The sequence below is a fragment of the Anaeromusa sp. genome (assembly GCF_028691475.1).
In the GTDB taxonomy this organism is placed as follows: Bacteria; Bacillota; Negativicutes; order Anaeromusales; family Anaeromusaceae; genus Anaeromusa.
In genome coordinates this window covers 1-24,085 of record NZ_JAQUZF010000033.1, presented here as the reverse complement: position 1 = coordinate 24,085, position 24,085 = coordinate 1, and the positions used below count along the sequence as shown (strand labels likewise).

24 protein-coding genes and 2 riboswitches are annotated in these 24,085 nt (G+C 49.9%); of the genes, 10 read left to right on the top strand and 14 right to left on the bottom strand.

The window, feature by feature from the left end:
* Positions 1 to 247: 247 nt before the first annotated feature.
* The 9 genes from PHF27_RS06495 to PHF27_RS06455 all read right to left on the bottom strand — a co-directional run bounded on the left by PHF27_RS06495 (position 248) and on the right by PHF27_RS06455 (position 12,262).
* Positions 248 to 3,385: a multidrug efflux RND transporter permease subunit gene (locus PHF27_RS06495; protein ID WP_300067482.1), complete on the bottom strand. Its 3,138-nt coding sequence runs from the start codon at positions 3,383 to 3,385 to the stop codon at positions 248 to 250.
* Positions 3,386 to 3,409: 24 nt separating this feature from the next.
* Positions 3,410 to 4,561, bottom strand: coding sequence for an efflux RND transporter periplasmic adaptor subunit (locus tag PHF27_RS06490; RefSeq protein WP_300067481.1), 1,152 nt, complete (start codon positions 4,559 to 4,561; stop codon positions 3,410 to 3,412).
* Between the two features lie 145 nt (positions 4,562 to 4,706).
* Positions 4,707 to 5,963, bottom strand: coding sequence for a TolC family protein (locus PHF27_RS06485; protein ID WP_300067479.1), 1,257 nt, complete (start codon positions 5,961 to 5,963; stop codon positions 4,707 to 4,709).
* 126 nt (positions 5,964 to 6,089) lie between these two features.
* Positions 6,090 to 7,205 carry an aminopeptidase gene (locus tag PHF27_RS06480; protein ID WP_300067478.1) on the bottom strand — a complete coding sequence of 372 codons (1,116 nt, stop codon included), beginning with the start codon at positions 7,203 to 7,205 and terminating at the stop codon, positions 6,090 to 6,092.
* 43 nt (positions 7,206 to 7,248) lie between these two features.
* The gene (locus PHF27_RS06475; RefSeq protein ID WP_363320045.1) at positions 7,249 to 8,244 is read right to left on the bottom strand and encodes a dipeptide ABC transporter ATP-binding protein; all 996 of its coding nucleotides are present in this window, start codon (positions 8,242 to 8,244) and stop codon (positions 7,249 to 7,251) included.
* Complete coding sequence (locus PHF27_RS06470; RefSeq protein WP_300067474.1) at positions 8,174 to 9,199, bottom strand: ABC transporter ATP-binding protein; 1,026 nt, start codon at positions 9,197 to 9,199, stop codon at positions 8,174 to 8,176. Before PHF27_RS06470 ends, PHF27_RS06475 begins: the two co-directional genes overlap by 71 nt.
* A gap of 179 nt (positions 9,200 to 9,378) precedes the next feature.
* The gene (locus tag PHF27_RS06465) at positions 9,379 to 10,236 is read right to left on the bottom strand and encodes a YitT family protein (RefSeq protein ID WP_300067472.1); all 858 of its coding nucleotides are present in this window, start codon (positions 10,234 to 10,236) and stop codon (positions 9,379 to 9,381) included.
* Between the two features lie 140 nt (positions 10,237 to 10,376).
* A complete protein-coding gene (locus tag PHF27_RS06460) occupies positions 10,377 to 10,934 on the bottom strand; it encodes a rubrerythrin family protein (protein WP_300067470.1) in 558 nt (185 codons plus the stop codon).
* 149 nt (positions 10,935 to 11,083) lie between these two features.
* Positions 11,084 to 12,262: an MFS transporter gene (locus PHF27_RS06455; RefSeq protein ID WP_300067468.1), complete on the bottom strand. Its 1,179-nt coding sequence runs from the start codon at positions 12,260 to 12,262 to the stop codon at positions 11,084 to 11,086.
* Between the two features lie 218 nt (positions 12,263 to 12,480).
* Positions 12,481 to 12,566, top strand: a riboswitch (cyclic di-GMP riboswitch).
* A 69-nt stretch (positions 12,567 to 12,635) separates the two neighbouring features.
* Between PHF27_RS06455 and PHF27_RS06450 the strand changes: the two genes are divergently transcribed.
* Entirely contained in the window at positions 12,636 to 12,782 is a 147-nt protein-coding gene (locus PHF27_RS06450) for a hypothetical protein (protein WP_300067466.1), read from the top strand.
* 81 nt (positions 12,783 to 12,863) lie between these two features.
* On the opposite strand, the gene PHF27_RS06445 is transcribed toward PHF27_RS06450, so the two are convergent.
* Positions 12,864 to 13,214: a hypothetical protein gene (locus PHF27_RS06445; protein WP_018703047.1), complete on the bottom strand. Its 351-nt coding sequence runs from the start codon at positions 13,212 to 13,214 to the stop codon at positions 12,864 to 12,866.
* Between the two features lie 170 nt (positions 13,215 to 13,384).
* The gene (locus tag PHF27_RS06440; protein ID WP_300067464.1) at positions 13,385 to 13,804 is read right to left on the bottom strand and encodes a hypothetical protein; all 420 of its coding nucleotides are present in this window, start codon (positions 13,802 to 13,804) and stop codon (positions 13,385 to 13,387) included.
* A gap of 277 nt (positions 13,805 to 14,081) precedes the next feature.
* Here PHF27_RS06440 and PHF27_RS06435 point away from each other — a divergent pair, with 277 nt between their 5' ends.
* From PHF27_RS06435 to PHF27_RS06415, 5 genes are all read left to right on the top strand, one after another.
* On the top strand, positions 14,082 to 14,810 hold the full coding sequence (locus PHF27_RS06435) for an amino acid ABC transporter ATP-binding protein (protein WP_300067462.1): 729 nt from the start codon (positions 14,082 to 14,084) through the stop codon (positions 14,808 to 14,810).
* Between the two features lie 35 nt (positions 14,811 to 14,845).
* Positions 14,846 to 15,661 (top strand): transporter substrate-binding domain-containing protein, encoded by an 816-nt coding sequence (locus PHF27_RS06430; RefSeq protein WP_300067461.1) that lies wholly within the window; start codon positions 14,846 to 14,848, stop codon positions 15,659 to 15,661.
* Complete coding sequence (locus PHF27_RS06425; RefSeq protein WP_363320046.1) at positions 15,661 to 16,332, top strand: amino acid ABC transporter permease; 672 nt, start codon at positions 15,661 to 15,663, stop codon at positions 16,330 to 16,332. The genes PHF27_RS06430 and PHF27_RS06425 overlap by 1 nt, the downstream gene beginning before the upstream one ends.
* Positions 16,332 to 16,976 carry an amino acid ABC transporter permease gene (locus PHF27_RS06420; RefSeq protein WP_300067457.1) on the top strand — a complete coding sequence of 215 codons (645 nt, stop codon included), beginning with the start codon at positions 16,332 to 16,334 and terminating at the stop codon, positions 16,974 to 16,976. Before PHF27_RS06425 ends, PHF27_RS06420 begins: the two co-directional genes overlap by 1 nt.
* A gap of 107 nt (positions 16,977 to 17,083) precedes the next feature.
* Positions 17,084 to 17,764: a methyl-accepting chemotaxis protein gene (locus PHF27_RS06415; RefSeq protein ID WP_300067455.1), complete on the top strand. Its 681-nt coding sequence runs from the start codon at positions 17,084 to 17,086 to the stop codon at positions 17,762 to 17,764.
* 17 nt (positions 17,765 to 17,781) lie between these two features.
* Here PHF27_RS06415 and PHF27_RS06410 read toward each other — a convergent pair whose 3' ends face one another.
* The gene (locus PHF27_RS06410; protein ID WP_300067453.1) at positions 17,782 to 19,338 is read right to left on the bottom strand and encodes an ABC-F family ATP-binding cassette domain-containing protein; all 1,557 of its coding nucleotides are present in this window, start codon (positions 19,336 to 19,338) and stop codon (positions 17,782 to 17,784) included.
* A 151-nt stretch (positions 19,339 to 19,489) separates the two neighbouring features.
* Positions 19,490 to 19,600: riboswitch (TPP riboswitch) on the top strand.
* 88 nt (positions 19,601 to 19,688) lie between these two features.
* Between PHF27_RS06410 and cytX the strand changes: the two genes are divergently transcribed.
* The 4 genes from cytX to PHF27_RS06390 all read left to right on the top strand — a co-directional run bounded on the left by cytX (position 19,689) and on the right by PHF27_RS06390 (position 23,121).
* Complete coding sequence (gene cytX, locus PHF27_RS06405) at positions 19,689 to 20,921, top strand: putative hydroxymethylpyrimidine transporter CytX (RefSeq protein WP_300067451.1); 1,233 nt, start codon at positions 19,689 to 19,691, stop codon at positions 20,919 to 20,921.
* Entirely contained in the window at positions 20,882 to 21,712 is an 831-nt protein-coding gene (gene thiM, locus PHF27_RS06400) for a hydroxyethylthiazole kinase (RefSeq protein WP_300067449.1), read from the top strand. Before cytX ends, thiM begins: the two co-directional genes overlap by 40 nt.
* Positions 21,712 to 22,206 (top strand): energy coupling factor transporter S component ThiW, encoded by a 495-nt coding sequence (gene thiW, locus PHF27_RS06395; protein ID WP_300067447.1) that lies wholly within the window; start codon positions 21,712 to 21,714, stop codon positions 22,204 to 22,206. Before thiM ends, thiW begins: the two co-directional genes overlap by 1 nt.
* Before the next feature lie 306 nt (positions 22,207 to 22,512).
* On the top strand, positions 22,513 to 23,121 hold the full coding sequence (locus tag PHF27_RS06390; RefSeq protein ID WP_300067445.1) for an acetate uptake transporter: 609 nt from the start codon (positions 22,513 to 22,515) through the stop codon (positions 23,119 to 23,121).
* 28 nt (positions 23,122 to 23,149) lie between these two features.
* Here the strand turns inward: PHF27_RS06390 and PHF27_RS06385 are convergent, their stop codons facing one another.
* Positions 23,150 to 23,365, bottom strand: coding sequence for a (2Fe-2S)-binding protein (locus tag PHF27_RS06385; protein ID WP_300067443.1), 216 nt, complete (start codon positions 23,363 to 23,365; stop codon positions 23,150 to 23,152).
* A 155-nt stretch (positions 23,366 to 23,520) separates the two neighbouring features.
* A partial coding sequence (locus tag PHF27_RS06380; protein WP_300067441.1) for an anaerobic C4-dicarboxylate transporter family protein occupies positions 23,521 to 24,085 on the bottom strand: 565 nt, incomplete at its 5' end.

Sequence of the window (24,085 nt, the reverse complement as noted above, 5' to 3'; positions counted from 1 at the left end):
CCCATACACATAAGCCGATACTACTAAAAAAATCAAGCCAGCCGCAGCTAACGCCGTACCCACGCCATGGGTAAGCGCATTCACACGTTCTTCCACCGGCCTTCCCTCCTTTTGCTGCTGCATTTCTGCCAGCTTTTATTATACCATAGGCCTTGAGGACAGCCAAAAAACGAACAGTAGTGAAAGCTAAACGAAGCGGTGTCTGCGTCTTTGAAAACAAGGACGCAAACACCGCTTCGTTATAAAATTATCGTTTCAAAAAGTGACTGCGCCAAGCTTCAAAGCGCGCCGTGAGTTTCTCTACCACCACGAACAATACGGGAATGATAAAAATCCCCAACGCCGTAGCCATGAGCATACCACCCACAACAGCCGTCCCCATGGAATTTCTCGCACCGGCGCCAGCGCCTGTGGCAATCATCAAGGGCAAGCAGCCGATAATAAAGGCGAAAGAAGTCATCAAAATAGGACGCAAGCGCAGCTTGGCCGCTTCAATAGCCGCTTCCATAAGGGGCATGCCTTTATCGAAGCGCACTTTAGCAAATTCTACAATCAAAATTGCATTCTTCGCGGCTAAACCAATCAGCATGACCAAGCCAATCTGCATATAGATATTGTTTTCCTGACTAAAGAGATATTGGAATAAGAACGCGCCGAAAATGCCGGTTGGCACGGAAAGAAGCACCGCAAAAGGCACGCTCCAGCTTTCATAAAGCGCCGCCAGGCACAAGAAGACGAAAACAAGAGCCAGACCAAACACGACCGGCGCCCTGCCTCCGGAAACCTTCTCCTCACGACTTTGGCCCGACCATTCATAAGTGTAGCCGCTTGGCAGCACTTCCTTGGCTACTTCGTCTAAAGCTGTCATGGCCTGTCCGGAGCTGTAGCCAACTGCCTGGGTGCCGTTGATTTTTACGGCCTTGTAGCCATTATAACGAGTAATATTGGCTGCCGATTTGGTTTTGCGCGGCGTCACCAGCGTATTCAGAGGCACCATCGTATTGTTGGAGCTTTTTACAAAGAGATAACGCAAGGCGTCCACATCGCCGCGGAAAGGCGCCTCCGCCTGAGCAATAACCTTGTAGCTGCGTCCGTATTTGTTGAAATCGTTAATCTGCAGCCCCCCCAGGAATACCTGCATTGTTGAGAAAATATCATTTACATCAACGCCCATTTTTTCCGCCTTTGCGCGGTCCACCTCAAATTCATACCCAGGCGTATCGGTGGTAAAAGTAGTCGTAGCTGAGGCAATTTCAGGACGTTCCTTAACAGCGGCAATAAAACGCCTTGTAACTGCATCCAGATTTTCCAGCGTGCCCCCGCTGCGGTCTTCCAGCATAAAGGTATAACCGCCTACGCTGCCTAAGCCTGGCAAGGCTGGCGGCGCGAAGGGAAGCACCTTCCCCCCTGCTAATTGTGCGCCACTGGCAAAGGCTTGCTTGACCAGATTTTTCACCTGCGTTTGTTCGCTGGTTCGCTCCGACCAAGGTGTCAAAGAAACGAAAATAGTACCGCCATTGGCTTTGGCAGTGCCTCCCATCAGATCAAAACCGGAAACTGCCATGACATTGTCCACACCATGCTGTTTGCGAATGACCGATACCACCTCTGACATGAACTCGGCTGTTCGATTCAAGGAAGTTGACTCCGGCAATGATACCGAAACCATATACCGTCCCTGATCTTCATCAGGAACAAAGGAACTGGGAACAAAGGAAAATAATACCCCCAGCATGCCAATCAGCCCCGCCAGCAGCATAATGCACAAGCGCGCCCGCGGAATAATCCCGCCCAGACGCCGGCCATAACCTTCTGTCTTACGTTCAAACCATTCATTAAAAGCTTCAAAAAACCGGCCCAATCTTCCTTGATGCGCCTGGGGATCATGGGGTTTTAAAAGCAGCGTACACAAGGCCGGCGTCAGCGAGAGGGCGACAATCGCCGACAACGCCATGGACACCGCAATTGTCAACGCAAATTGCCGATACAAAATCCCCATCATACCGCCAAAAAAAGCTACCGGAATAAATACCGACGCCAGCACGAAGGCAATGGCTACTACCGGACCAGACACTTCGGACATGGCCATTTTCGTAGCCTCGACAGGCGAAAGTCCTTTATATCGCATATGATGTTCCACTGCTTCAATAACAACAATAGCATCGTCAACTACCAGGCCAATAGCCAGTACCATCGCAAACAAAGTAAGCGTATTAATCGTAAACCCAAGCAACACAAACGCCCCAAAGGTACCAATTAACGATACTGGAATAGCCAGCATGGGAATCAAAGTCGCCCGCCAGCTCTGCAAGAAGAGAAACACTACCAATACCACCAGGAACATGGCTTCGGCAAAGCTTTTGGCCACTTCCGCAATGGACTCATCCACAAAGCGCGTATTGTCCACAACGGTCGTATACTTCATCCCTGCGGGAAAGTCTTGTGCCAAACGATCCAGGGTTGCTTTAACCTCGCCCACCGTTTGCAGCGCATTGGCATCACTGGTCAGCTTGATGGCAAACCCGGCAGCCGGATGGCCGTTCAATTCGCTGGAAAAAGTATATTCTTTACTGCCCAGCTCGACCCGGGCAATATCCTTCAGCCGCACAAAAGAACCGTCCCCTTGGGCCCGAACAATGATATTTTCAAATTCTTTGGGGTCTTCCAAACGGCCTTTTACTCTTGTTGAATACTGATGCTCCTGCTTTCCGGCCATAGGCATTTGCCCCAGACTGCCGGATGCGGCCTGTTTGTTTTGATTTTCCACGGCGGTTTTTACTTCCGATGTAGAAATTCCAAGGTGCGCCATTTTTTCGGGCTGCAGCCAAATTCGCATGCTGTAGTCCGCACCAAAAGCCATAATATCGCCTACGCCGGAAATTCGTTTCAGTTCATCGATAATAAAAATACTCCCGTAGTTTTTGAGAAAATTACGATCATATAGATTTTCCTCTGACCACAGGGTAAACACCATCGCCGTGTCCTGCGAAGCCTTACGGGTACTCACCCCTATGTCCTGAACGCTTACAGGCAGCCCAGGCGTTGCCTCCGAGACACGACTTTGGGTCTGTACCGACGCCATATCTGAGTTTTTTCCTGATTCAAATTGCACACTCAGCGAATAGGAACCGGCGTCAGAACTTGTGGAAGACATATAAACCATGCCTTCAGCGCCATTTATTTTGTCTTCCACAATCTGAGCTACAGACTGGTTAACAACGTCCGCATTGGCCCCTTGATACGTTGCACTCACCGATACAATCGGCGGCGAAATATTGGGGTATTGCGCCACAGGCAGCTGTGCTGCTGCCAGCAGACCTGCAATCGTAATGAGTAACGACAGCACGATAGCAAAAATCGGCCGTTCGATAAAAAACTTAGCCATGCTGATTCCTCCTCAGATTATTTCTCAAATGGATTCTGGAGAAAGCAGCGCAACCGATAACTGAGCTCCCTGCTTCACTTTGTCGACGCCTTCCACAACGACCCTGTCCCCTGCAGCCAGACCGGATTCGACAATATACCAATTTCCAACCTTTTCTCCGACCTTAACAGGACGGCTTTCGGCCGTATCAGCAGTGGTAACCACGGTAACAAAGGTATTGTCCAGCATCTCTTTCACCGCACGCTGAGGAACCAACATCGCCTTTTGACGCAGCTCACCCGGTGCCACCACCTTGGCAAAAAGCCCGGGCAGCAGCGTACGTTGCGCATTATTAAACACCGCTTTTAAGGTAATCGTACCTGTAGTGTCGTTGATCCCCTTATCCACCTGCTCCAGCTGCCCAAGTTCAGGATATACCGAACCATCGCTAAGAACCAGCTGCAGCTGACTGCGAAAGGAATCCGGCAAGAGGCCATTCCCCTGGCGCACCAATTTTAAGTACTCGTTTTCGCTCATACTAAACTGCACCCATACCGGGTCCAGAGAGGAAACCGAGCCCAGAACAGTAGAACCGGCCACTGCAAACTGGCCGGCACTGACATCATTCACGTCAATGCGGCCGTCAACAGGAGATACAATCAGCGTATCTGCTCTGTTTTCCATTGCTTCTTGCAAATTAGCCTCGTTCATCGCCACATCGGCTTCATTCTGATCCACTTGGGAGCGGTAGGAATCCACAGTTTGCTGCGAAACGCCCTGTACCGCAGCCAAACTCTCGTAACGCGCCAGATCGCGCTGCGAATTAATCAAAGTCGCCCGCGACTTGTTTAATGATGCTTGAGCCGCCCGAATAGCCGACTGGTACTGTTTGTCGTCGATTCGGAACAACGGCTGCCCTTTGGTAACAGCAGCGCCTCCCTGTACCATTTTGGCAACCACAACGCCGCTCACTTTAGAAATAATTTTAACTTCTTCCTTGGCTTTAACCTGCCCGACAAATTCATACGAGATCCGTGCATCCTGCTGCTGCACCTGCACCGCTTTAACCGCAATGGCCGGAGCCGCCTGCGTTTTAGAGCCTCCGCCCAGCCAGCCTGCCTTGTAACCAACCAAGCCCAGACATAGCAGCACCACACCGATAATTACATAATGATTTTTTGACATGTTTCTTTGCATGACGCACGCAACCCCTTTTTTTCGCTTTTGCTGTTCTATTGTACCAAGATTATGTGACAGTTTGGTTACAGTTTTATGCCCCCGCCAGGTCAAGCAAAAAAGAAAAGCTATGCCCCGTAAGCATAGCTTTTCCAGTCTTTACCGCTTATTCCACTGGACGTCCCATGGAGTACTCCAGTTTCGCCTTATTGATATTGTAGTCATACAACGCCTGAAGGCTGTCCCGTTTGGCTTGATCTAAGGATAATACCGAATCCCTCAAATCAAGGTTTGTGCCCACGCCTACTTCATAACGCATTTTTTGAATGCTCAGGCTTTCTTCCGCCTGCTGAATCGCCACTTTATTCGTCTCGATACGCTTGGCCGCTTCCTGCATGCTTAAATAATACTGCCGAACTTCCAGCAAGACTGCATCTTCTTCTTTGCCTTTTTGCTCGTTAACCATGTTCAAGTTATGTTTGGCCTGTTCCACCTGCGCCCCGGTTACGCCGGAGTCAAACAAGTTCAAGGAGGTTGTTAGCGAAACCGACCAGTTGCTGTTTTTCGAGCCTGGAAAATCTTCATCATTCCAGCCCTGGGACGCCGATAAATTGACCGTAGGGCGATAGCCGCTACGCGCTACATCAATGCCCTCTTTAGCGCTATTCATCTTAGCCTTATATTGGGCAATCTCCGGACGATGCTCTTTGGCATAAGCCAAGCACTCTTCCAGCGACAATGGATAGCCTTCAGAATTAAAAGCGTCCTTTAATTCCAACTCGGTTCCATGAGGCAGCTGCAGTTCATTGTTCAGCGCCGCCACGGCATTGCGATAGTTGTTTTCCGCCTGCACCTGGCTGTCCTGCGCTTTCGCCAAGTCGACCTGACTGGTCAACACGTCCAGCTTGGCCACCATACCTGCAGCGTATTTGTTTTCGACCAGCTTTAAATGGTCTTCGTAATTCTTGGTTGTATCCTGGCTTACTTGCCAAATTTTCTGGTACTCCAAGACGGACAAATAATTGCTTACCACATTCAATTTGACCTGCTGCTGCGCCGCGTTCACATCCAAATCGGCAACGCGCAACGCCTCTTCAGCCTGCTTGATTTTTCCTTCCAGACTGCCGCCGCTATAAATGGGCAGCGTCAGCGCCACTTTATTTTGAAAGCTATTTACGCTTTGAGCCACCGTATCCGTATGGGTGAAAGACGCAGCAAGGCCTTTATTATTTTTCGCCTCTTTCAAACTCCAATAGCTTTTTTCTCGGGCTTCTTTGGCATAGGATAAATCATAATGCTTGGCTAGCGCCATCTGAACGCTTTCCTCCAAGGACAATTGCATCGGCGCCGCTGCCGCATGCGCCGTCCCCAGCAGACTGATGCAAAGCAGGGCGGACACGCCTCCGACAAGCAATTTTCTCATAGGTACCTCCCAAATCTAGGCTCAAGAAGCCATTCCTAGCTTCTTACCATTCAATTGCTGTTATTGTATCAAATGTTCGTGACAGATTTGTTACAGTTTTTATTTTCTTTTGTTCACAAAGCGTTTTCAGCGCCAAGCTTGTGGATTCAGTCCTTGCAGCTCTTCTAAAACGAACAGTCCGTCTTTGCGCACCAAGCGACCATCAAACCAAATCTCCCCGCCGCCGTACGCTGGCGTCTGCATGCACACCAAATCCCAATGAATAGCGGAGCGATTGCCGTTGTCCGTATTTTCATAAGCATTTCCCGGTGTGAAATGGAAGCTGCCGGAAATTTTTTCATCAAACAAAATATCGCCCATCGGCTTGGTAATGTGCGGATTCACGCCTAATGCAAACTCGCCAATGTAGCGCGCGCCTTCATCGGTATCCAAGATCTGGTTCAATTGTTCCGTATGATTGGCTGTAGCCTTCACAATCCGCCCCTGGGCAAATTCCAGGCGCACATCTGCAAAGGTTACCCCTTGGTATACGCTCGGGCAATTGTAGGAGATTACTCCGTTCACCGACTGTTTCACTGGCGCCGTAAAGACTTCACCGTCGGGAATGTTACGCAAACCGCAAGATTTGCTCACCGCAACACCTTCAAGAGAAAATGTAAGATCGGTTCCTTGCCCCAAGATGCGCACTTCCTTCGTTTTTTCCATAAGTTTAAGCAGCGGTTCTTCCGCCTCCGCCAGACGGGAATAATCCAAGTTCGTAACTTGAAAATAGAAATCCCGAAAAGCCGCCGTGCTCATGCCGGACATCTGCGCCATCGCCGCATTGGGATAACGCAGAACGCACCATTTTGTACGGTTAACCCGCACCTCCGAGTGCACCGGATGCCACCATAGGCGTTGATAAAGCTGTGATTGCTCCTGCGGCAAGTCCGCCATCTCGCTATGGTTATAGTACGCTCGCAAACCTATGTAAGCATCCATTTCTTCCATCCGCGCCTTTTCCCAGGCGGCCATACGCTCTACCTGCGAAGCAGCGCACTGGCGCAGCAGTTCCCGCTGGAGCACCATATTTTTCACGCTGACAAAGGGAACGCCGCCGGCCTTGTACGCTGCCGCCACCAGTTCCTGCGCTAAATCTTCGCCTCCGTCAAACACTTCGATTAAAATTTTTTCACCCGGCTGCAGCTCCACCGAATAATTAATAAGATTTCCCGCCAGCTTTACAATACGTTCTTCCGCCATGATCGTTCCTCCTGTTTTTCCGCAATATCTAAAGGGACGGGTATTACTCCCATAAATAACAAGCCGCCAGGTGCCGTTCCGACGCCACCGCCCGCAAAGCCGGCCGCTCACGTCGGCAGCGTTCCATAGCCTTAGGACACCGAGGCGCAAAAGCGCAGCCAGGCGGCGGATTGGCAGGCGACGGTACATCTCCCTGCAAGATAATACGCTCGCGTTTGCGTTTGGGATTCGCCGCGGGAATCGCCGAAAGCAAAGCCTGCGTATAAGGATGCAGGGGCTGGCTGTACAATTCTTCCGCTGGGGCGCACTCCAATAGACGTCCAAGATACATAACCCCGACGCGATCGCTGATATGACGCACCACCGACAAGTCATGAGAAATGAACAGATACGTCAGGCCCAACTGTTGCTGAAGCTCCTGCAATAAATTGAGAATCTGCGCTTGTATGGAAACGTCCAGCGCCGAAACTGGCTCATCGGCAATAATTAATTTAGGCCGCAGCGCCAAGGCCCGGGCAATGCCGATCCTTTGCCGCTGACCGCCCGAAAACTCGTGAGGATAACGACTGCCATACTCCAACGGCAAGCCGCATAATTCGAGAGTTTCCTCCACTTGCCGCCGTAACGCAGCGGCATCCTTCAAGCCGTGAGCAGCCAAGGCTTCGCCGACAATATCAAATACGCACATGCGGGGATTTAGCGAGGCATAAGGATCCTGAAATATCATCTGAAAATCCCGCCGTTTACGACGCAAAGCCATGCTTCCCAGCTCCGCCAAATCTTCGCCTTCAAAAAAAATCTTCCCTGCCGTAGGCTCCAGCAAACGCAGAATCGTACGTCCTGCCGTTGATTTACCACAGCCCGATTCGCCCACCAGGCCAAAGGTTTCTCCCTCAAACAGGGAAAAGGAAAGATCATCTACGGCTTTGACTTGCCCTACTACTTTGCCGTTAAGACCGCCGCGCACATCAAAGTATTTCTTTAGGCCCTTCACTTCTAAAATCGGCGTTTGCACTGCTGCGCTCCCCCCTTTCTTCATACAGCCAGCAACGGCAATAATGACCGTCCTTCATCTGCTCCAGCAAGGGAGGATGTTCTCGGCAGCGTGCTGCTGCGTGAGGACAGCGAGGTCCAAAGCGGCAGCCTGCCGGCATGCAATGCAAGGAGGGCACCTGCCCGGGAATAGGCTGCAGCCGTTCTTCCTTACGGTCATGCCAAGGTATGGACTGCAAAAGCCCGCGGGTGTACGGATGCAAAGGCGCGTCAAATAAGACCTCCACACTGGCTTCCTCCACAACCTGACCAGCGTACATAACGATAACCCGGTCACATAATTCCGCCACTACGCCCAGATCATGCGTAATAAGCAAAACCCCCACGTCAGTTTCTTCCCTCAGATTACGCAGCAGTTCCAATATCTGCGCCTGGATGGTTACATCCAAGGCGGTTGTCGGTTCATCGGCAATTAAAAGACGAGGTCTGCAGGCCAGCGCCATAGCAATCATCACTCGCTGCCGCATGCCGCCGGACAGTTGGTGCGGGTATTCTGCGCAAATTTCCTGCGGCCGTGGTATGCCTACTTTCGTCAGCATTTCCACGGACAAAGTCCGCGCCTCCGGTCTCGATACTTGACGGTGCAGCAACGACACCTCATCCAACTGCTGACCAATAGTCTGCACTGGATTGAGCGACGTCATCGGCTCCTGAAACACCATAGAGAACATATTGCCCCGTAACGAACACATATTTTTTTCCGGCAGCGTCAGCACATCAACTCCATCTACCAGCACCGCCCCAGACACGTGCGCCCGTTCTTCCAAGAGGCGCATAATGGCTAAAGCCGTCACCGACTTGCCGCAGCCGGACTCCCCCACCAGGCCCACTACTTCTCCAGCCTGCAGCTGAAAGGACAAGTCCGCCACCGCCGCAACCGCCTGTGCTCCTTCGCCAAAGGAAATATTCAAATTCTGAACTTCTAAAATTCTTTGCGCCATTCGTTCTGTATCCCCCGCCTTATTTTAGCTATTATGCCTATTCGCTAAACACAGCGTCCTTCCCTGCCGTTTTGGCAAGGACCACCGACTTATTCCGTCCAAGACAGAGAGGACGAAAAATAAAAAGCAGGCTGCCAGGAAAAGCAATCTTCCGTAGCAAACCTGCTGTCGCTTACAAATTAATGGATCGCTTTTTTCTTAAAGCGCCCGCCCATAACCTCATGGACATCCGAAATAGTCACAAAAGCCGTCTCATCCCATTCGCTGACAATCGACTTGAGTTTCGCCACTTCCAAGCGCGTCACCACGCAATACAGCACCGGCTTCTCCTCTTTGCTGTAACCGCCTGTAGCATGCAGAATGGTAACGCCTCTGCCAAGGCGCGCCATCAAGGCATCGCGGATGTCTTCCATTTGATCGGAAATAATATAAACTGCTTTTGATTCATCCAAGCCGCGCAAAGTAATATCGATAACTTTAAAGGCTATAAAATAGGTCACAAGAGAATACATGGCCTTATCCCAGGAAAAAACAAAACCAGCCGCTGTCAAAATAAACAAATTGAAGAACATGATAATTTCTCCAATAGAAAAGCTAGTGCGTTTATCCATCAGGATGGCAATCATCTCCGTACCGTCTGTACAGCCGCCATGCCGAATAATAATACCGATGCCGACGCCAATGGTAATACCGCCGAATACAGCCGCTAAAAACAAATCGTTTGTCACTTCTGGGATGGGCGTGAATACCCCTACCCAGAAAGCCAAGGAAATAATAGAAAACAGAGTGGAAAAAGCAAACGTCTTACCGATTTGCGTATACCCCAAGTACAAAAAGGGCAAATTTAAGAGCACCAAAAATGCGCTCAGCGACCACCCCGTCAAGTAGCTGGCCATAATGGAAATACCGACCACGCCGCCATCAATAATATTATTGGGTACAAGAAATACTTCCAGTCCTGCGGCGGCAATCACCGAACCAATCCCCATAAGCACTATATTTTTCACACGCTGCACCACTGTTATTTTTTTTGTCATATAAGACCTCCCTTATTCAATAAACCCAATTTATCAGAGAAAAAAGAAAAGCTTGTACCACGATTGCAGCGGCCAAGCTTTTCCGTCCTCATTTCATTTCAAAACAAGCGCACTCGACCAACTTCTTTTCGCAACGCCACTCAAGAAAACTTATGATATTTCTCTTTTTTCGCCCCACAGATCGGACAAAAATCTTCTGTTTTATCGTTCACCGTATGTCCGCAAATTTCGCAGACAAACACATCGCTATATTCTACGTCTTTGCCTTCTTTAGCTGCATCTTGGGCCCCTTTAAACAGCGTCGCATGGGTTTTTTCGGCTTCCAGCGCAAAATGACAGCTGCGCTCCGCGCCTTTTTCCCCTTGGAACTGCGCCGCATTCAAATACACCGGGTACATTTGATGGATTTCATGTAATTCGCCGTCAAGAGCGCCCTGCAAATTTTCAGCCGTTTTTGCCGTTCCAAAGACAGCTCCCGCAAATACCGCTGAATCTTTGACAACCGCTCCCATTTCCCTAAAATGATTGGTTGCGTGAACTTGCTCTGCATAAGCTACAGCTTTGAAAAGATTGGCAATTTTAGGAAATCCTTCTTTGCGGGCAACATCGCCCCACCAGAGATAGCGCATGTGAGCCATACTCTCGCCGCCATAGGCGGAATGCAAAAACTCCAAGGTCATATCATTTTTCACAGCCATTTCTTTTCCCCCTTACGCTTATTGGCAGGTTCGGTTGATTCCGCTCCCGCAAAACCGCTTGCGACATTACAACGCCAAACAGTCCTAGTTAATGGATTCGCCTCAGGCTAAAAAACACCTCTTTTAAAATACGCGATCCGTAAAAACAATCAGTGTTGTCGGCATATTTTCCCGTTTCGACTTAGGAGAGCCAAAAAAAGCAATAAGCTCGCCGTCAAAAGAAACACAGGCCTTATTCCCCAACTGGCACTGATGAATCCCCCTAATAAAGGGCCCGTCATACAACCCAGTTGGTTGGCTGTCGTAGTCAGTCCGAACAAACGCCCGCGAAAATTTTCGTTCGACGACTGGACGGCGATGGTGTTAATAGCCGGAAACACGCCAACCACGAAAAAGCCAAACAATGCTTGCAACAGACTGAATTGCACAATATCCACCGCAAAAAACTGCAACGCATTCCACACCGCAGCGCCTAAAAATGCGATTTGCAAAATAAGAGCAAAGCCTTTTTTCTGACCCACCCGTCCCCACAAAGGCGCCGCCACCGCACCGGCAATACCGGCAACACTGCAAACAATTCCGGCGGTCAAAGCCACCCCTTCCAGATCTCCCTGAAGTTCTGCAACAAACAAGGCTAACAGCGGCTGCAGCACCAAAGTCACCACCTGCACCCCGAACATCAAAAACAGCATGCGCATCAATGTTTTATTGTTCCAGGCCTCCCGAAAATCATCAAGAACACTTCCCTGGCGGGACGCCGAAGCCTGGGGCGGTTCTTTAACCCAAGCAGCCACAGCCAAGGTGCCGATAAAAATAACAGCCGCCGCCACCACAAAGGACATGCGCATACCGAACACATGCGACAAAGCCCCACCTGCCAGAGGGCCGGCAATGCCTCCCAAAAGCAGTGCCGTTTGCATAAAGCCTAAATTAGAACCTAAGCGTTCCGGAGGGGAAGCAGAAGCTACAATCGCCAGCGACGCCGGTACGAAACCATTGGCAAATCCCTGCAGCAATCGCACTGCAAGCAGTTCCCAAGGATTCCGTACAAAAGCTCCCAAGAAATAAACAGCCGCTAAGCTAAAGCCAGCCCGCAGCACCATGCGCCGCTTGCCGCTGCGGTCCGCCCGCCGCCCCCAATAAGGCGCCATAACAGCTGCAACAAAAAAAGTAATAGAAAAAATAAATCCGGTCCACCAATGGACCCCTTCCGCCGTAACACCTATCTCCAATAAATATAACGGTAAAAACGGCGTCAGCATCGTATAGCTTGCCCCGGAAAACATGCACGCCATAGCCAACAGCCAAACGGTTCGCTGCCAATGCATAGTTTTGCACCCCCTACAAAGCCTTCGACAGCCCTTAGGGACTGCTTTTTATTGTACATTTTAGTCTAGCCTATCTATTCGAAAAGGGCAATGTCATTATTTGCAAGCTTATCGAACTCTCACAACAGCAGGACTCTCGCACATAAGTCCTAGGTCTAACGTATCATTATCCATTGACAATAGACTCTGCTGTCTATATACTATTTTATAGATATTAATTTTTACCAAGGCAAACTTCGCGAAAGCGGAGGACGCAAAGCCATGGGTCTACAGGAGATTCTCCCATGACCGCCAGGCTGCCAAAAGATAGTATTTAGTCTTTGGTCTGCTTCTCCGCGCTCAAAAGTTGCCGGTCAACAAAGGAGCGTTTATCATGAAAAATGGATCTACCGCCATGGAGTCATTGCAAAGTCTGGAAACATTCTTCACTAGCATTTGCAAAGATGCCGTTCTTTCGGCGCATGTGCAAAAGCACTCGCAGGAAATTATTGACGCCATGCTGCATATTACAAAAAAGTAAGTTAAGTAAAAGCCCTGTTGCTTGCCGTCGAAACGGCAGCAGCAGGGCTTTTGTTGTAGGACGGCCTCCCAAAAAGACTATTTATGCTTCCGTAATTTCGGAAAAATAAATAACCGTTACCAAGTCCTCCATCGTCAACGCTTTGTTGTAAATGCTTTCAAAAAAACGCAATAACGCTTCTACCGAATCAATATCCGGATTCTGATGCTGCAAATCTTCCATGGTCAGCTGGGAAAAGCGTTTCGTCTTCGTCCGGTCAACACTGGCAGCATATAGCTTGCGTTTAGGTCCCATGCGCTTACCCACCGTAATCCAGACTACTGAATTTTCCGGGTATATGTTGCGTACATCTCCTAAACGCACTGTACAATTTTTAGTCCGGGCTATAAGCAGTTTTTCATGATGCGGCGATTGAAAGTTAAGAGCAAACATAATATCCCCCTTTAGCAACATTCACTTTTATTTGTAATCAGTATAGCTTTTTTTGTATAGCATTGCAAAACATTCATTTGCTTTTCCCTTTTCAAATACACCTCAACTGCAATCCTCTTGCGACTTTGTTTATTCTGCTCGCACATTTCCAAAATTAAGACAGGAAAATTTTACGTCAACCGTCGCAAAACCTCCACTAGGCGCATATCACACAAAAAACCTTGCATATTACCCATATAGCGGTTATGCCGCGCCCGTTCCGACAACTCCTGCAGCCAGTCCCTCCGCTCAGCTACGGCAGGCCTTCTCACCGTCATTCCTGGCGCCACTCGCTGCGAATCAAAGGTCAGCATAGCATGCTCATACCTCGATAATACGCCTTCTTGGTATAAGCGCGCCGACAAATCACAAAGTTCGCCAAAAGAAGCATCTGTCGGATCATAATCCATGCGCAGCTCCGTCCAAAAAGGAGCTTCACGGGGTCGATCCATTTCAACTTTTTCCAAAGTGACTTCATATTCCGTATTTCCATCTTGCAAGTCAAGCTGTTCCCAAGGCGGCAAATTTAATACCGATTCCTTTTTTTTCACAGTTCCACCCGCCATTCATCAATTATTTGTTTTTTCTATTATTTCTAAACAACTTGCTAAAATCCTCCTATTATTTTACATTTTTTTGTAAAACATAGTTTGTTTATAATTCGACAGCTTTTTTCTAGTAGACAAAACGAACTTTTCCAGTGTATGATATAAAAAACGTCCAATATGTGACAACTGCAAAATTAATCGGCAATGAAGCCTCGGTGAATTGTTAATCAAACATTCACCGGGGCTTTTTATTATCTCAAGAAAGGACAGGTGATCGCGTATGATTCAATTATCTCAAATCCACAAATACTTTGGCAGCCTGCATGTACTCAAAGGCGTTGATCTTGCCGTCGCCGCCGGTGAAAAAATTGTCATCATCGGCCCCAGCGGCTCTGGGAAAAGCACGCTAATTCGCTGCATCAACCTCTTAGAACGACCCACAGAAGGCTCTGTGGTAGTTTCGGGCACCGATTTAACGGCGCCAAGCGCGGATATCGCCAAAATCCGCCAGTCTATGGGCATGGTGTTTCAACAGTTTAATCTCTACCCGCATATGACGGTGCTGGAAAATCTCACATTGGCTCCAATCCGATTGCAAGGCGTTTCTCTAGAAGAAGCAAAAAAATCAGGCCTTGCGTATCTGGAACGGGTAGGTCTCAAAGAAAAAGCGGATGCCTATCCAGCACAGCTTTCCGGCGGACAGCAGCAGCGTGTAGCCATCGCGCGGGCTCTGAATATGCATCCGCAAGTCATGCTCTTTGACGAACCGACTTCCGCTTTAGACCCTGAAATGATTCAAGAAGTGCTGGATGTCATGACTTCTTTGGCTGACGAAGGCATTACCATGATCGTAGTCACCCATGAAATGGGCTTTGCCCGCAAGGTGGCCGACCGGGTCATCTTTATGGATGATGGCTGCATTCTCGAGGAGAATGATCCGGAAAGCTTTTTTACGAATCCCCAGAATGAACGAACCCAGTTATTTCTTAGCCGCATTAATCATGCGTAACCATAAAAACTTCAAAAAAACGAAGGAGACGATGTATGATGAAAAAGAAACTGTTAGGACTTCTTGCTGTTTTTGCTATGTCGGCCGTACTTTTGACCGGCTGCGGCAGTTCTCCCGCGGCTAAACCGGGCGATGCGGCGGCTGCGCCAGACATCAAGGCCATTAAAGATCGAGGCGTACTCAATGTCGGCGTAAAGGTCGATGTCCCGAAATTTGGTTTTAAAGATCCTCAAACAGGAAAAATCGACGGCATGGAAATTGATTTAGCCAAAAAAATGGCGAAGAAAATTCTTGGCGATGAAAACAAGATTAACGTGCAAGCGGTAACGGCTAAAACCCGCGGTCCTCTGCTGGACAACGGCGAAGTGGATTTCGTTATTGCCACTTTTACCATCACCGAAGAGCGTAAACAAAGCTACAATTTTTCCGACCCGTACTTTAGTGACGGCGTAGCGTTGATGGTGAAAAAGAACTCCGGCATTCAGAGTCTGAAAGATCTTAACGGTAAAAAAGTGGGCGTAGCCCAAAGCGCGACCAGCAAAAAAGCTCTGATTGACGAAGGCAAAAAACAAGGTTTGAACATTCAATATCTGGAATTCGGCACATATCCGGAAATCAAAACCGCCCTCGACTCTGGTCGTATTGACTGCTTTTCCGTAGACGCCGCCATTCTCTTCGGCTATCTGGACGACTCGACGACCATCCTGCCGGATCGTTACAGTCCCCAGTTGTACGGCATTGCTTCCAAAAAGAGCAATACCGCTTTGGCCAATTTAGCGAATGACACGGTAAACGAAATGAAAGCATCCGGCGACCTAGACAAGCTCATTCAAAAATGGGGGCTGAAATAATCATGGGCCCCTTTGCCTGGTTCAAATGGCAGGCGCTATTTGCCGAATGGCCTGTTTTTCTGGAGGGTTTCGCCATGACAATTGCGTTATCCGTCTTGGCGCTGCTCCTCTCCCTGACGCTGGGCATCCTTTTCGGCGTCCTCGGGACGGCTCAATACCGGCCGCTCCGCTGGCTGAACCGCATTTACGTCGAGTTTATCCAGAATACGCCGTTAGTCATCCAGATTTTCTTTCTGTATCACGCCCTGCCTCATTGGGGCCTCATGCTGCCGGTCTTTACGGTTGGCGTTTTAGGAATCGGCTTCTATCATGGCGCCTATATCGCCGAAGTTGTCCGCGCCGGCATCCTGGCTGTTTCTAAGGGACAGCATGAGGCAGCGTATTCTCAAGGGTTTTCCTATTGGCAAGCAATGCGCTACATTATTCTGCCTCAGGCTAAACGCATGGCCTATCCGCCGCTAACCAATCAGGCGGTCAGTCTGATTAAAAACACTTCGGTTATGGCCATGGTTGCCGGCGGCGATCTCATGTACCAAGCGGATTCTTGGGCCAGCGCCAATCTATATTACGGCCCAGCCTATGTCATCACCGGCCTTCTCTATCTGGCCCTTTGCTTTCCGCTGGCTACCTATGCGCGTCGTATGGAGCGCCGCTTGGAGGTGTCGCTGTAATGTCTGAATTATTACAACCCGATATTCTCCGCTTTTTAGGGGAAGGTTTATTGACGACGCTATATATATCTGTAGCCTCCATCATTCTCAGCCTGCTCTTCGGCACCTTGCTGGGAGTGGCTCGCTATTCCGGCCATGCCATAGCCGCGCCGTTGGCGGCTACCTATATCGAAGCGGTTCGCAACACGCCCCTTTTACTCTTCATTTTGGCCGCCCGTTTTATGACGCCCTTGCCGCCTATCCAGGCTGGCGTAACCGCGATGACCGTCTTTACAAGCGCGATTATCGCCGAAATCGTCCGCGGCGGCTTGAATTCCATTTCCAAAGGACAATGGGAGGCAGCCTCTTCGCAAGGATTCGGCTACTGGCAAACGCTGCGTTTTATCATTCTGCCCCAAGCCTTTCGCAACATGATTCCGCCTCTGGTTTCCCAGTGCACCACCGTCATCAAGGATACTTCTTTTGTTTGGGCCGTGGGCATTGAGGATTTGACAGGCAAGGGCATGATCATCATGGGAAAATACGGCTCCACCGCTCAGGTCTTCACTATGTTCGGCATGATTGCCTGCGCCTACTTTATCTTGAACTATTCCTTGTCCCAGTGGGCCCGGCAACAACAACAGCGGTTGCTGCGCAGTTTATAAGACATAATGTAAAGAAAAAAGAGAAAGAGCCCGCCTTAGGCAGGGTTCTTTCTCTTTTGCAGCGAACTAAGCTTACAAAGCAAGAATGAAACAAAGGAGAGGTTCCCATGCATTTACTGCTGGTTGGAGGCGGCCGCAGCGGCGCTGAACTACTAAAACTATTTCAAAATATCTCCGAGGTATCAGTAGCAGGTATTGTCGACGTCAAAACCGACGTCGTTGGCATTCAATTGGCCAAAAGCTTACGAATCCCTACTTACCAGAATTTAAAAGAAGCCTTGCATAATCCTGTGGTCGATGTGGTTTTGAACATTACCGGCAATCCGGAAGTACAGCGGCAAATTGAAGAATATAAACCAGACAAAGTACAGCTTGTTGACGGCTATATTACCTCCATCTTATACCACCTCTTAAAAGCGCAGGTTCTCATGTATGAAGAATTAGGCGGGCAGCTGCAAGCCTTAAGCCAGTCTACAGATGAAGCCAAGGAACATATCCATAAGACTCACGACGTCATTGACTTCATCAAAAACGTCTCCCAACAAACCAATCTCCTGGGCCTCAACGCCGCCATCGAAGCGGCCCGCGCCGGTGAACAAGGAAAAGGATTTGCCGTCGTAGCCAGCGAGGTGCGCAAGCTGGCCGACAACAGCGTTGAAGCCACGAAAAAGATCACCGACATTCTCACCAAAGTGGAAAGCTCTATGCAAGTGGTCGTTTCCGGGATTGAAAACACTTCTAAGCTCGCAGAAAAACATATGTGCCATGAAAAAACCAGCGTTTCGTAAAACGCTGGTTTTTTCATTTAAACGATCTTGGTTGTCCAATCTTCCACATTCCAGATGTGGGTTACCCAGTCTTCATAAAACTCCGGTTCATGGGACACCAAGAGAACAGTTCCTTTAAATTCCTGCAGCGCCCGCTTGAGCTCGGCTTTGGCTTCCACGTCCAAATGGTTAGTCGGCTCGTCGAGCACCAGCCAGTTGATTTCTTTAAGCATCAGCTTGCATAGGCGTACTTTGGCGCTTTCCCCGCCGCTGAGCACCATGATCTGGCTGGTAATATGCTCATTCGTCAGGCCGCAGCGCGCCAAGGCCGCCCGCACTTCATAATTGGTCATGCCGGGATATTCCTGCCAGACCTCTTCAATAGCCGTATTGGTATTGTGGCGAGTGGATTCCTGCTCAAAATAACCAGTAAACAGGTATTCTCCTTGAACGACCTCGCCGGCAAAGGGTTTGATTTCTCCCAACAGCGTCTTAAGAAGTGTAGATTTTCCCAGGCCGTTGACGCCCCGGATCGCTACCTTCTGGCCTCGTTCAAGCAAGATATCCACGGGGCGGGTCAGCGCCTCATCATAGCCCAGCACCAGACCTTTCGCCTCGACAATGGTTCGGCTTGGCGTACGGGCTTCGCGGAAAGAAAAGGAAGCAGTCATCTTTTCCCTGGGTTTTTCTAAAATCTCCATCTTATCCAGGCGCTTCTTGCGGCTGTTAGCCATGCCGCGCGTAGCTACGCGGGCTTTGTTGCGGGCAATGAAATCCTCCATGCGTTCTACTTCCTGCTGCTGCCGTTCATAGGCCCGGATCTCCTGGTTCTTCCGCACCGCATAGGCCGCCTGGAATTGATCATAGTCACCGCTGTAGCGAGTCAACACGGTATTTTCTACGTGATAAATGACATTGACCACTTCATTCAAGAAAGGAATGTCATGAGAAACAAGAATAAAGCTATTTTCATATGCCTTCAAGTAGCCCTTAAGCCATTCAATATGCTCAAAGTCCAAGTAATTGGTAGGCTCATCAAGAATCAAAATAGTGGGATTTTGCAAAAGCAGCTTGGTCAGCAGAACTTTGGTCCGCTGGCCGCCGCTCAGATCCGCCACATCTCGATCCAGACCGATTTCACCTAAACCCAGGCCGTTCGCCACTTCCTCAATTTTAGCGTCCAGAATATAAAAGCCGCTATGTTCCAGAGCGTCTTGAATCTCACCCACAGAGGCCATCATTTCGTCCATTTCTTCTGGAGAAGCCTCGCCCATTTTCTCATACAAAGCCAACATTTCCGCTTCCATATCGAACATCGCCTGAAAGGCTTCCCGCAGCACTTCCCGAATGCTCTTGCCCCGGCTAAGAACCGTATGCTGATCCAAGTACCCCACCGTTACCCGACTAGACCAGGCCACTTTGCCTTCATCCGGCGTCAGTTGGCCGGTAATAATATTCAAAAAGGTAGACTTTCCCTCGCCATTGGCGCCAACCAAGCCTACATGCTCTCCCTTAAGCAGACGAAAGGATACGTCCTGCAAAATCTGACGAGCCCCAAAGCCTTGGGACACGTTTTCAACGGTCAATACGCTCATGTTTTTCTCCTTGAAAAATTCATACTCATTCACTCACAGATAGCTTATATTTTAACGTGTCGAAGCCCTGGCTGTCAAAGGAAAAGTGCTTTTCGCCACTCGTTCTCTTGCCAGGCTGCAGGCATCGTGCTATGATAAAATTTAGAATCATATAGCAAGCTAGGGGGGCCAGAAGCGGCTGGCTGAGATACGGATCCTCATTCCGTGACCCTTTGACCTGATCTGGATTATACCAGCGTAGGAAAAGCTCCCATGCATGCCATGCAAGCGCATTCTCCGCAGAATGCGCTTTTGTTTTTCCCTCACCTTGTTCATTTGCTTGCTTTGCAAAAAAGAAAGAAGGTATCTTCATGCAAACACCGTTAAAAACCATTCGTTTTCCTCATTTTTTCTTCCTCTGGTTCGGCGCCGCCGTTTCCATGGCGGAAATACTGGCCGGAGGCCTCTTAGCTCCCCTAGGATTTGAAGACGGCTTACTGGCTATTTTAGGCGGCCACGCTCTAGGAACAATGCTGCTGGTTCTCTGCGGGCTGATCGGCTTTCGCGAAGGACTTTCCGCTATTGAATCCACACGCATTTCTTTTGGCGTCTACGGGGCCAAACTGTTTTCTCTCTTCAATATTTTGCAGCTGGTTGGCTGGACCTCAATTATGATCCTGGCCGCCGCCCGCTCGTTGAACGAAACCAGCCGCCACCTTTGGCAAATCGATCAATATGGCCTTTGGTGCCTTCTTGTGGGCGCGCTGGTGCTGCTTTGGATTGTCTTGGGCCGCGAAACCGGCTGGAAAAAAGCTAATATGGCTGCCGCTTTGCTTTTATTTGCTTTGACCATCGTCATGAGCAGCGTTGTCTTTGCCGACACTACGGTTCTGAGCAAACCCGCCGCAGGAGGCATGCCCTTTGGCGCTGGCTTTGAGCTCAGCGTGGTTATGCCCCTTTCCTGGCTGCCTCTTATCGCCGACTACACCCGTTTCGCCCGTTCCGGTCAAGGAGCCGCCTGGGGCAGCGGCCTGGGGTATTTTCTCGGCAGCTGCTGGATGTACATTATCGGCCTTAGCGTAGCTCTTGTCGCAGGTCAAGCTGACCCCGCAGGCATGCTGCTGGCGGCCAATCTGGGGCTTTCCGTTTTAGCCATCGTTCTTTTAGCCACCATTACCACCACCTTTATGGACGCCTACTCCGCCGGCGTCAGCGTACATACGCTGCTGCCGGGGTTTAATGAAAAGCACGCGGCTTTAGCAGTAACCGTCGCCGGTACCTTGCTGGCTCTCGGCGTCGACATGGAACAATACGAAGGGTTTCTGCTCCTAATCGGTTCGGTCTTCGCACCGCTCTTCGCAATCCTGCTCAGCGACTATTTTCTCTTAGGCAACCGCCAGCTGCGTCCCGGCCTCATGGTCAACTGGCTGGCACTAGTCATTTGGGCTTTGGGCGTCGCGCTTTACTATCAGCTGCTCAAGCTTGATCTTATGGTCGGCGCTACTGTGCCGGTCATGTTTGCCACTGCGTTTACTTATATCCTCGTAGGGAGGTTTGCGGCCAAATGGAGCTTGCAGAAAGACTCGCTGAAAACATCTGCTTAATTCAAAAACAACGCCCCTTGGTACATCAAATTACCAACCAAGTAACCATGCAGGATTGCGCCAACATCACCTTAGCCATCGGCGCTTCCCCTGTTATGGCTAACGCTCCGGAAGAAGCCGCGGAAATCACGGTTCACGCTAAAGCGCTAGTGCTTAACCTGGGAACTTTGCAGCCCCGCAGCGCTGAAGCCATGCTTATGGCAGGAAAAGTAGCCAAAGCCCAAGGCGTCCCCATCGTGCTGGACCCAGTGGGCGTCGGCGCTACCCGCCTGCGGCAGCAGACTGCCGCCAGGTTGCTCCTTGAATGTCCCCCTGATATTATCCGGGGCAACTTAGCGGAAATCGCGGCTCTAGCAGGACAGACGATCGCCAGTCCCGGCGTTGATGCGTTAAAAGAGGCGGCCCAAGCCGCAGAAACTGCTTACTTTCTGGCTAAAAAGCTGCACTGCGTCGTGGCGGTTTCGGGTGAAACCGATTGGATTGCCTCTCCAGACCAGCAAACAGCCTGCCTGCATAATGGCGTATCCATGCTGCGTTTCGTAACAGGTACAGGCTGTATGAGCAGCTCCCTTATTGGCTGCGCTGCAGCGGTTTCTCCCGCTTGGGAAGCAGCCATAACCGGCCTTGCTTGCATGGGCATTGCCGGAGAGCTGGCCGCATCCAATTTAACTTCTTCTCAAGGAACCGGCAGCTTCCGCACCGGCTTATTTGACGCCGTCTCCACCTTGACCGGCGCTACGCTGCGCCAACACCTGCGCTTGCAACTATCATCCGCTTCAGGAGGTGCCTAATGTCAATTCGTCCGCTTGCTTTTACCGCTTTGTTTGTAGCCTTAGGCGTGATTTTGGGCCACTTGGTCTACATTCCCATCGGCGTTGCCAAATGCTTTCCCATGCAGCACGCCATCAATGTTCTTTTAGCCGCCCTCTTAGGCACACGTTACGCCGTCAGCGGCGCTTTCACCATTTCCCTCTTGCGCAATCTTCTTGGCACTGGTTCGCTCTTAGCCTTCCCTGGCAGTCTCTGCGGCGCTTTCCTGGCAGGCTGGCTCTTCCGCCGCACCGGTCACATTGCCGGCGCCGTAGCCGGCGAAATCATCGGAACCGGCCTCATAGGCGGCTTACTGGCGTATCCGGTAGCCTCTTGGTTTCTCGGCTCGCAAGTCGGCGCTTTTTTCTTCATCATCCCTTTTCTAATCAGCACTACCGGCGGCAGTCTGATTGCGTACGTATTGTATCGCACGCCGTTGACCATGGTTCTGCAAAAACGTTTATCTTCGCATTGAACAAGGCAACTACAAGGCGCGCAACGCAGAGAGTAACAGATTGTAATCTTTTATAACTTATTGATGAAAAACGTGTTTCGCCGTACGCGGAGCACGTTTTTTATAGTCCTTAGCAACATTGCTTCATAACAAAACATCGGCTTCTTATTCCAAGTTATTCCTAGCAATCCAGATAAATCAGCTCTCTTTTGCCTAAAATAACGATAAATCAGCATAAAAGAGTAAAAATAGATTGACAGCACAATTTGCGGCATGCTATTTTATTGTTCGTTGGATTTATTTTATTATTTTAAGCAGGAGGCATTTATGGAACAAAAACAGCATGTACAAATCGTCGTCGCCGATCCTACCGCCTTAGGTCTATTTGGCTTGGCCATTGTCACCTTTGTCGCCGCTTCGCAGAAGCTGGCCTGGACAACCGGTATTTCCTTCATCATTCCCTGGGCCGTTTTTCTCGGCTCCGCCGCACAGCTCATGGCCTGTGTTTACGACTTCAAACATAATAATATCTTTGGCGCTACCGTATTCGGCGCTTACGGCCTCTTCTGGATTGGCGTCGCTTCTTGCCTGCTTATTAAGATCGGGGCTTTCGGGCCGCAATTAGCCGCTTCCGTTGATATCCAGCAATTAGGTTTTGCTTACTTCGGTTATTTTATTTTCTCGATCTTCGCAACCATAGCCGCTACGGCTGCTCACAAAGTTCTCTTAAGCATTATGATCCTTATTGATGTGCTCCTTCTTTGCCTCTCTCTCGACGCCTGGGGCGTAGGCGGTCACTTGCCCCACGCAGTGGCAGCCTGGTCGGAGCTGACTATTGCTTTGCTGTCTTTCTACGGCAGCGGCGCCACCTTCCTCAATAAATTTTTCAATCGCCCTCTTCTTCCTTTAGGCAAAGGACTGCAGCTTTTCAAATAAAATAAGCCGTGCAAATGCACGGCTTATTTTATTGCTCCTTCGCTTCCGCCAAAAGCGCTTCTATCTTGGGCGTACAGCGCTTACCCCCGCAAGAGCCGCTGCCGGCGCCTGTAGCTTTTTGCACTTCCGCCACTGTTTTAGCGCCGCCGCGAATGGCTTTTTTCATGACGGCCCGTGAAATGCCCTTGCATAAGCAGACCTTAGTCAACTTATCGAGCAGTTCTTCATTCAGTTCCTGAGTCATCTTTTCACTCCTTTCAAGCTGCACCTAAACAAGAATCCAATACGTCCTGGCCAGCAGCAATGTCGTCAGATAGGCAATACTGCAAAGAAATTTTAAAAAATAAGCCGGGCCAGACAAAGACTTTCTCGTCAGGCCCGGCTTCACTGCCGATTTTTTTACAGAAGGATCTGCGATAACACATAACCAACAGCGCAACCAGTTCCCACGCCAATCAGACCGGGAATGATAAAGCTGTGATTGATGATAAACTTACCGATTCTTGTCGTGCCGGAGCGGTCAAAGCCGATACAAGCCAAATCGCTAGGATAGGTCGGCAAAACAAAGTAGCCGTAAGCAGCGGAGAAAAAGGCCACCATTATTTTGGGATCGACTCCCAGGCTGATGCCCATGGGCGCAATGGCCGCCAAGGCGGCTCCCTGGCTGTTAACCAGCTTGGACACCAAGAAAAGAACAATGGCATACATCCAGGGCTGCGTAGCTACTACGCCAGCCAAGGCATTTTTCAGTAGCGTAAAATGGGATTCAAAAAAGGTATCGCTCATCCACGCTACGCCAAATACGGAAATAATCGCCGTCATGCCTGCTTTGAAAACAGCGCCATTGGCAATTTCGCGAGTATTCACCTTGCAGGCCATCAAAATAACGGCGCCAGCAATCAGCATCAGCATCTGGATGACCAAGTTCATCGACATCGGCTTCATTTTTCCAGGAGCGCCAAAA

Bases quoted from the DNA above. Each gene is read 5' to 3' on its own strand.
- PHF27_RS06490 (WP_300067481.1), bottom strand. From the start codon at position 4,561: ATGCAAAGAAACATGTCAAAAAATCATTATGTAATTATCGGTGTGGTG.
- PHF27_RS06455 (WP_300067468.1), bottom strand. From the start codon at position 12,262: ATGCATTGGCAGCGAACCGTTTGGCTGTTGGCTATGGCGTGCATGTTT.
- PHF27_RS06385 (WP_300067443.1), bottom strand. From the start codon at position 23,365: ATGACTCAGGAACTGAATGAAGAACTGCTCGATAAGTTGACTAAGGTC.
- PHF27_RS06435 (WP_300067462.1), top strand. From the start codon at position 14,082: ATGATTCAATTATCTCAAATCCACAAATACTTTGGCAGCCTGCATGTA.
- thiW (WP_300067447.1), top strand. From the start codon at position 21,712: ATGTCAATTCGTCCGCTTGCTTTTACCGCTTTGTTTGTAGCCTTAGGC.
- PHF27_RS06430 (WP_300067461.1), top strand. From the start codon at position 14,846: ATGATGAAAAAGAAACTGTTAGGACTTCTTGCTGTTTTTGCTATGTCG.
- PHF27_RS06410 (WP_300067453.1), bottom strand. From the start codon at position 19,338: ATGAGCGTATTGACCGTTGAAAACGTGTCCCAAGGCTTTGGGGCTCGT.
- thiM (WP_300067449.1), top strand. From the start codon at position 20,882: ATGGAGCTTGCAGAAAGACTCGCTGAAAACATCTGCTTAATTCAAAAA.
- PHF27_RS06390 (WP_300067445.1), top strand. From the start codon at position 22,513: ATGGAACAAAAACAGCATGTACAAATCGTCGTCGCCGATCCTACCGCC.
- PHF27_RS06495 (WP_300067482.1), bottom strand. From the start codon at position 3,385: ATGGCTAAGTTTTTTATCGAACGGCCGATTTTTGCTATCGTGCTGTCG.
- cytX (WP_300067451.1), top strand. From the start codon at position 19,689: ATGCAAACACCGTTAAAAACCATTCGTTTTCCTCATTTTTTCTTCCTC.
- PHF27_RS06415 (WP_300067455.1), top strand. From the start codon at position 17,084: ATGCATTTACTGCTGGTTGGAGGCGGCCGCAGCGGCGCTGAACTACTA.
- PHF27_RS06420 (WP_300067457.1), top strand. From the start codon at position 16,332: ATGTCTGAATTATTACAACCCGATATTCTCCGCTTTTTAGGGGAAGGT.
- PHF27_RS06475 (WP_363320045.1), bottom strand. From the start codon at position 8,244: ATGAAGAAAGGGGGGAGCGCAGCAGTGCAAACGCCGATTTTAGAAGTG.
- PHF27_RS06485 (WP_300067479.1), bottom strand. From the start codon at position 5,963: ATGAGAAAATTGCTTGTCGGAGGCGTGTCCGCCCTGCTTTGCATCAGT.
- PHF27_RS06465 (WP_300067472.1), bottom strand. From the start codon at position 10,236: ATGACAAAAAAAATAACAGTGGTGCAGCGTGTGAAAAATATAGTGCTT.
- PHF27_RS06470 (WP_300067474.1), bottom strand. From the start codon at position 9,199: ATGGCGCAAAGAATTTTAGAAGTTCAGAATTTGAATATTTCCTTTGGC.
- PHF27_RS06450 (WP_300067466.1), top strand. From the start codon at position 12,636: ATGAAAAATGGATCTACCGCCATGGAGTCATTGCAAAGTCTGGAAACA.
- PHF27_RS06480 (WP_300067478.1), bottom strand. From the start codon at position 7,205: ATGGCGGAAGAACGTATTGTAAAGCTGGCGGGAAATCTTATTAATTAT.
- PHF27_RS06460 (WP_300067470.1), bottom strand. From the start codon at position 10,934: ATGGCTGTGAAAAATGATATGACCTTGGAGTTTTTGCATTCCGCCTAT.
- PHF27_RS06445 (WP_018703047.1), bottom strand. From the start codon at position 13,214: ATGTTTGCTCTTAACTTTCAATCGCCGCATCATGAAAAACTGCTTATA.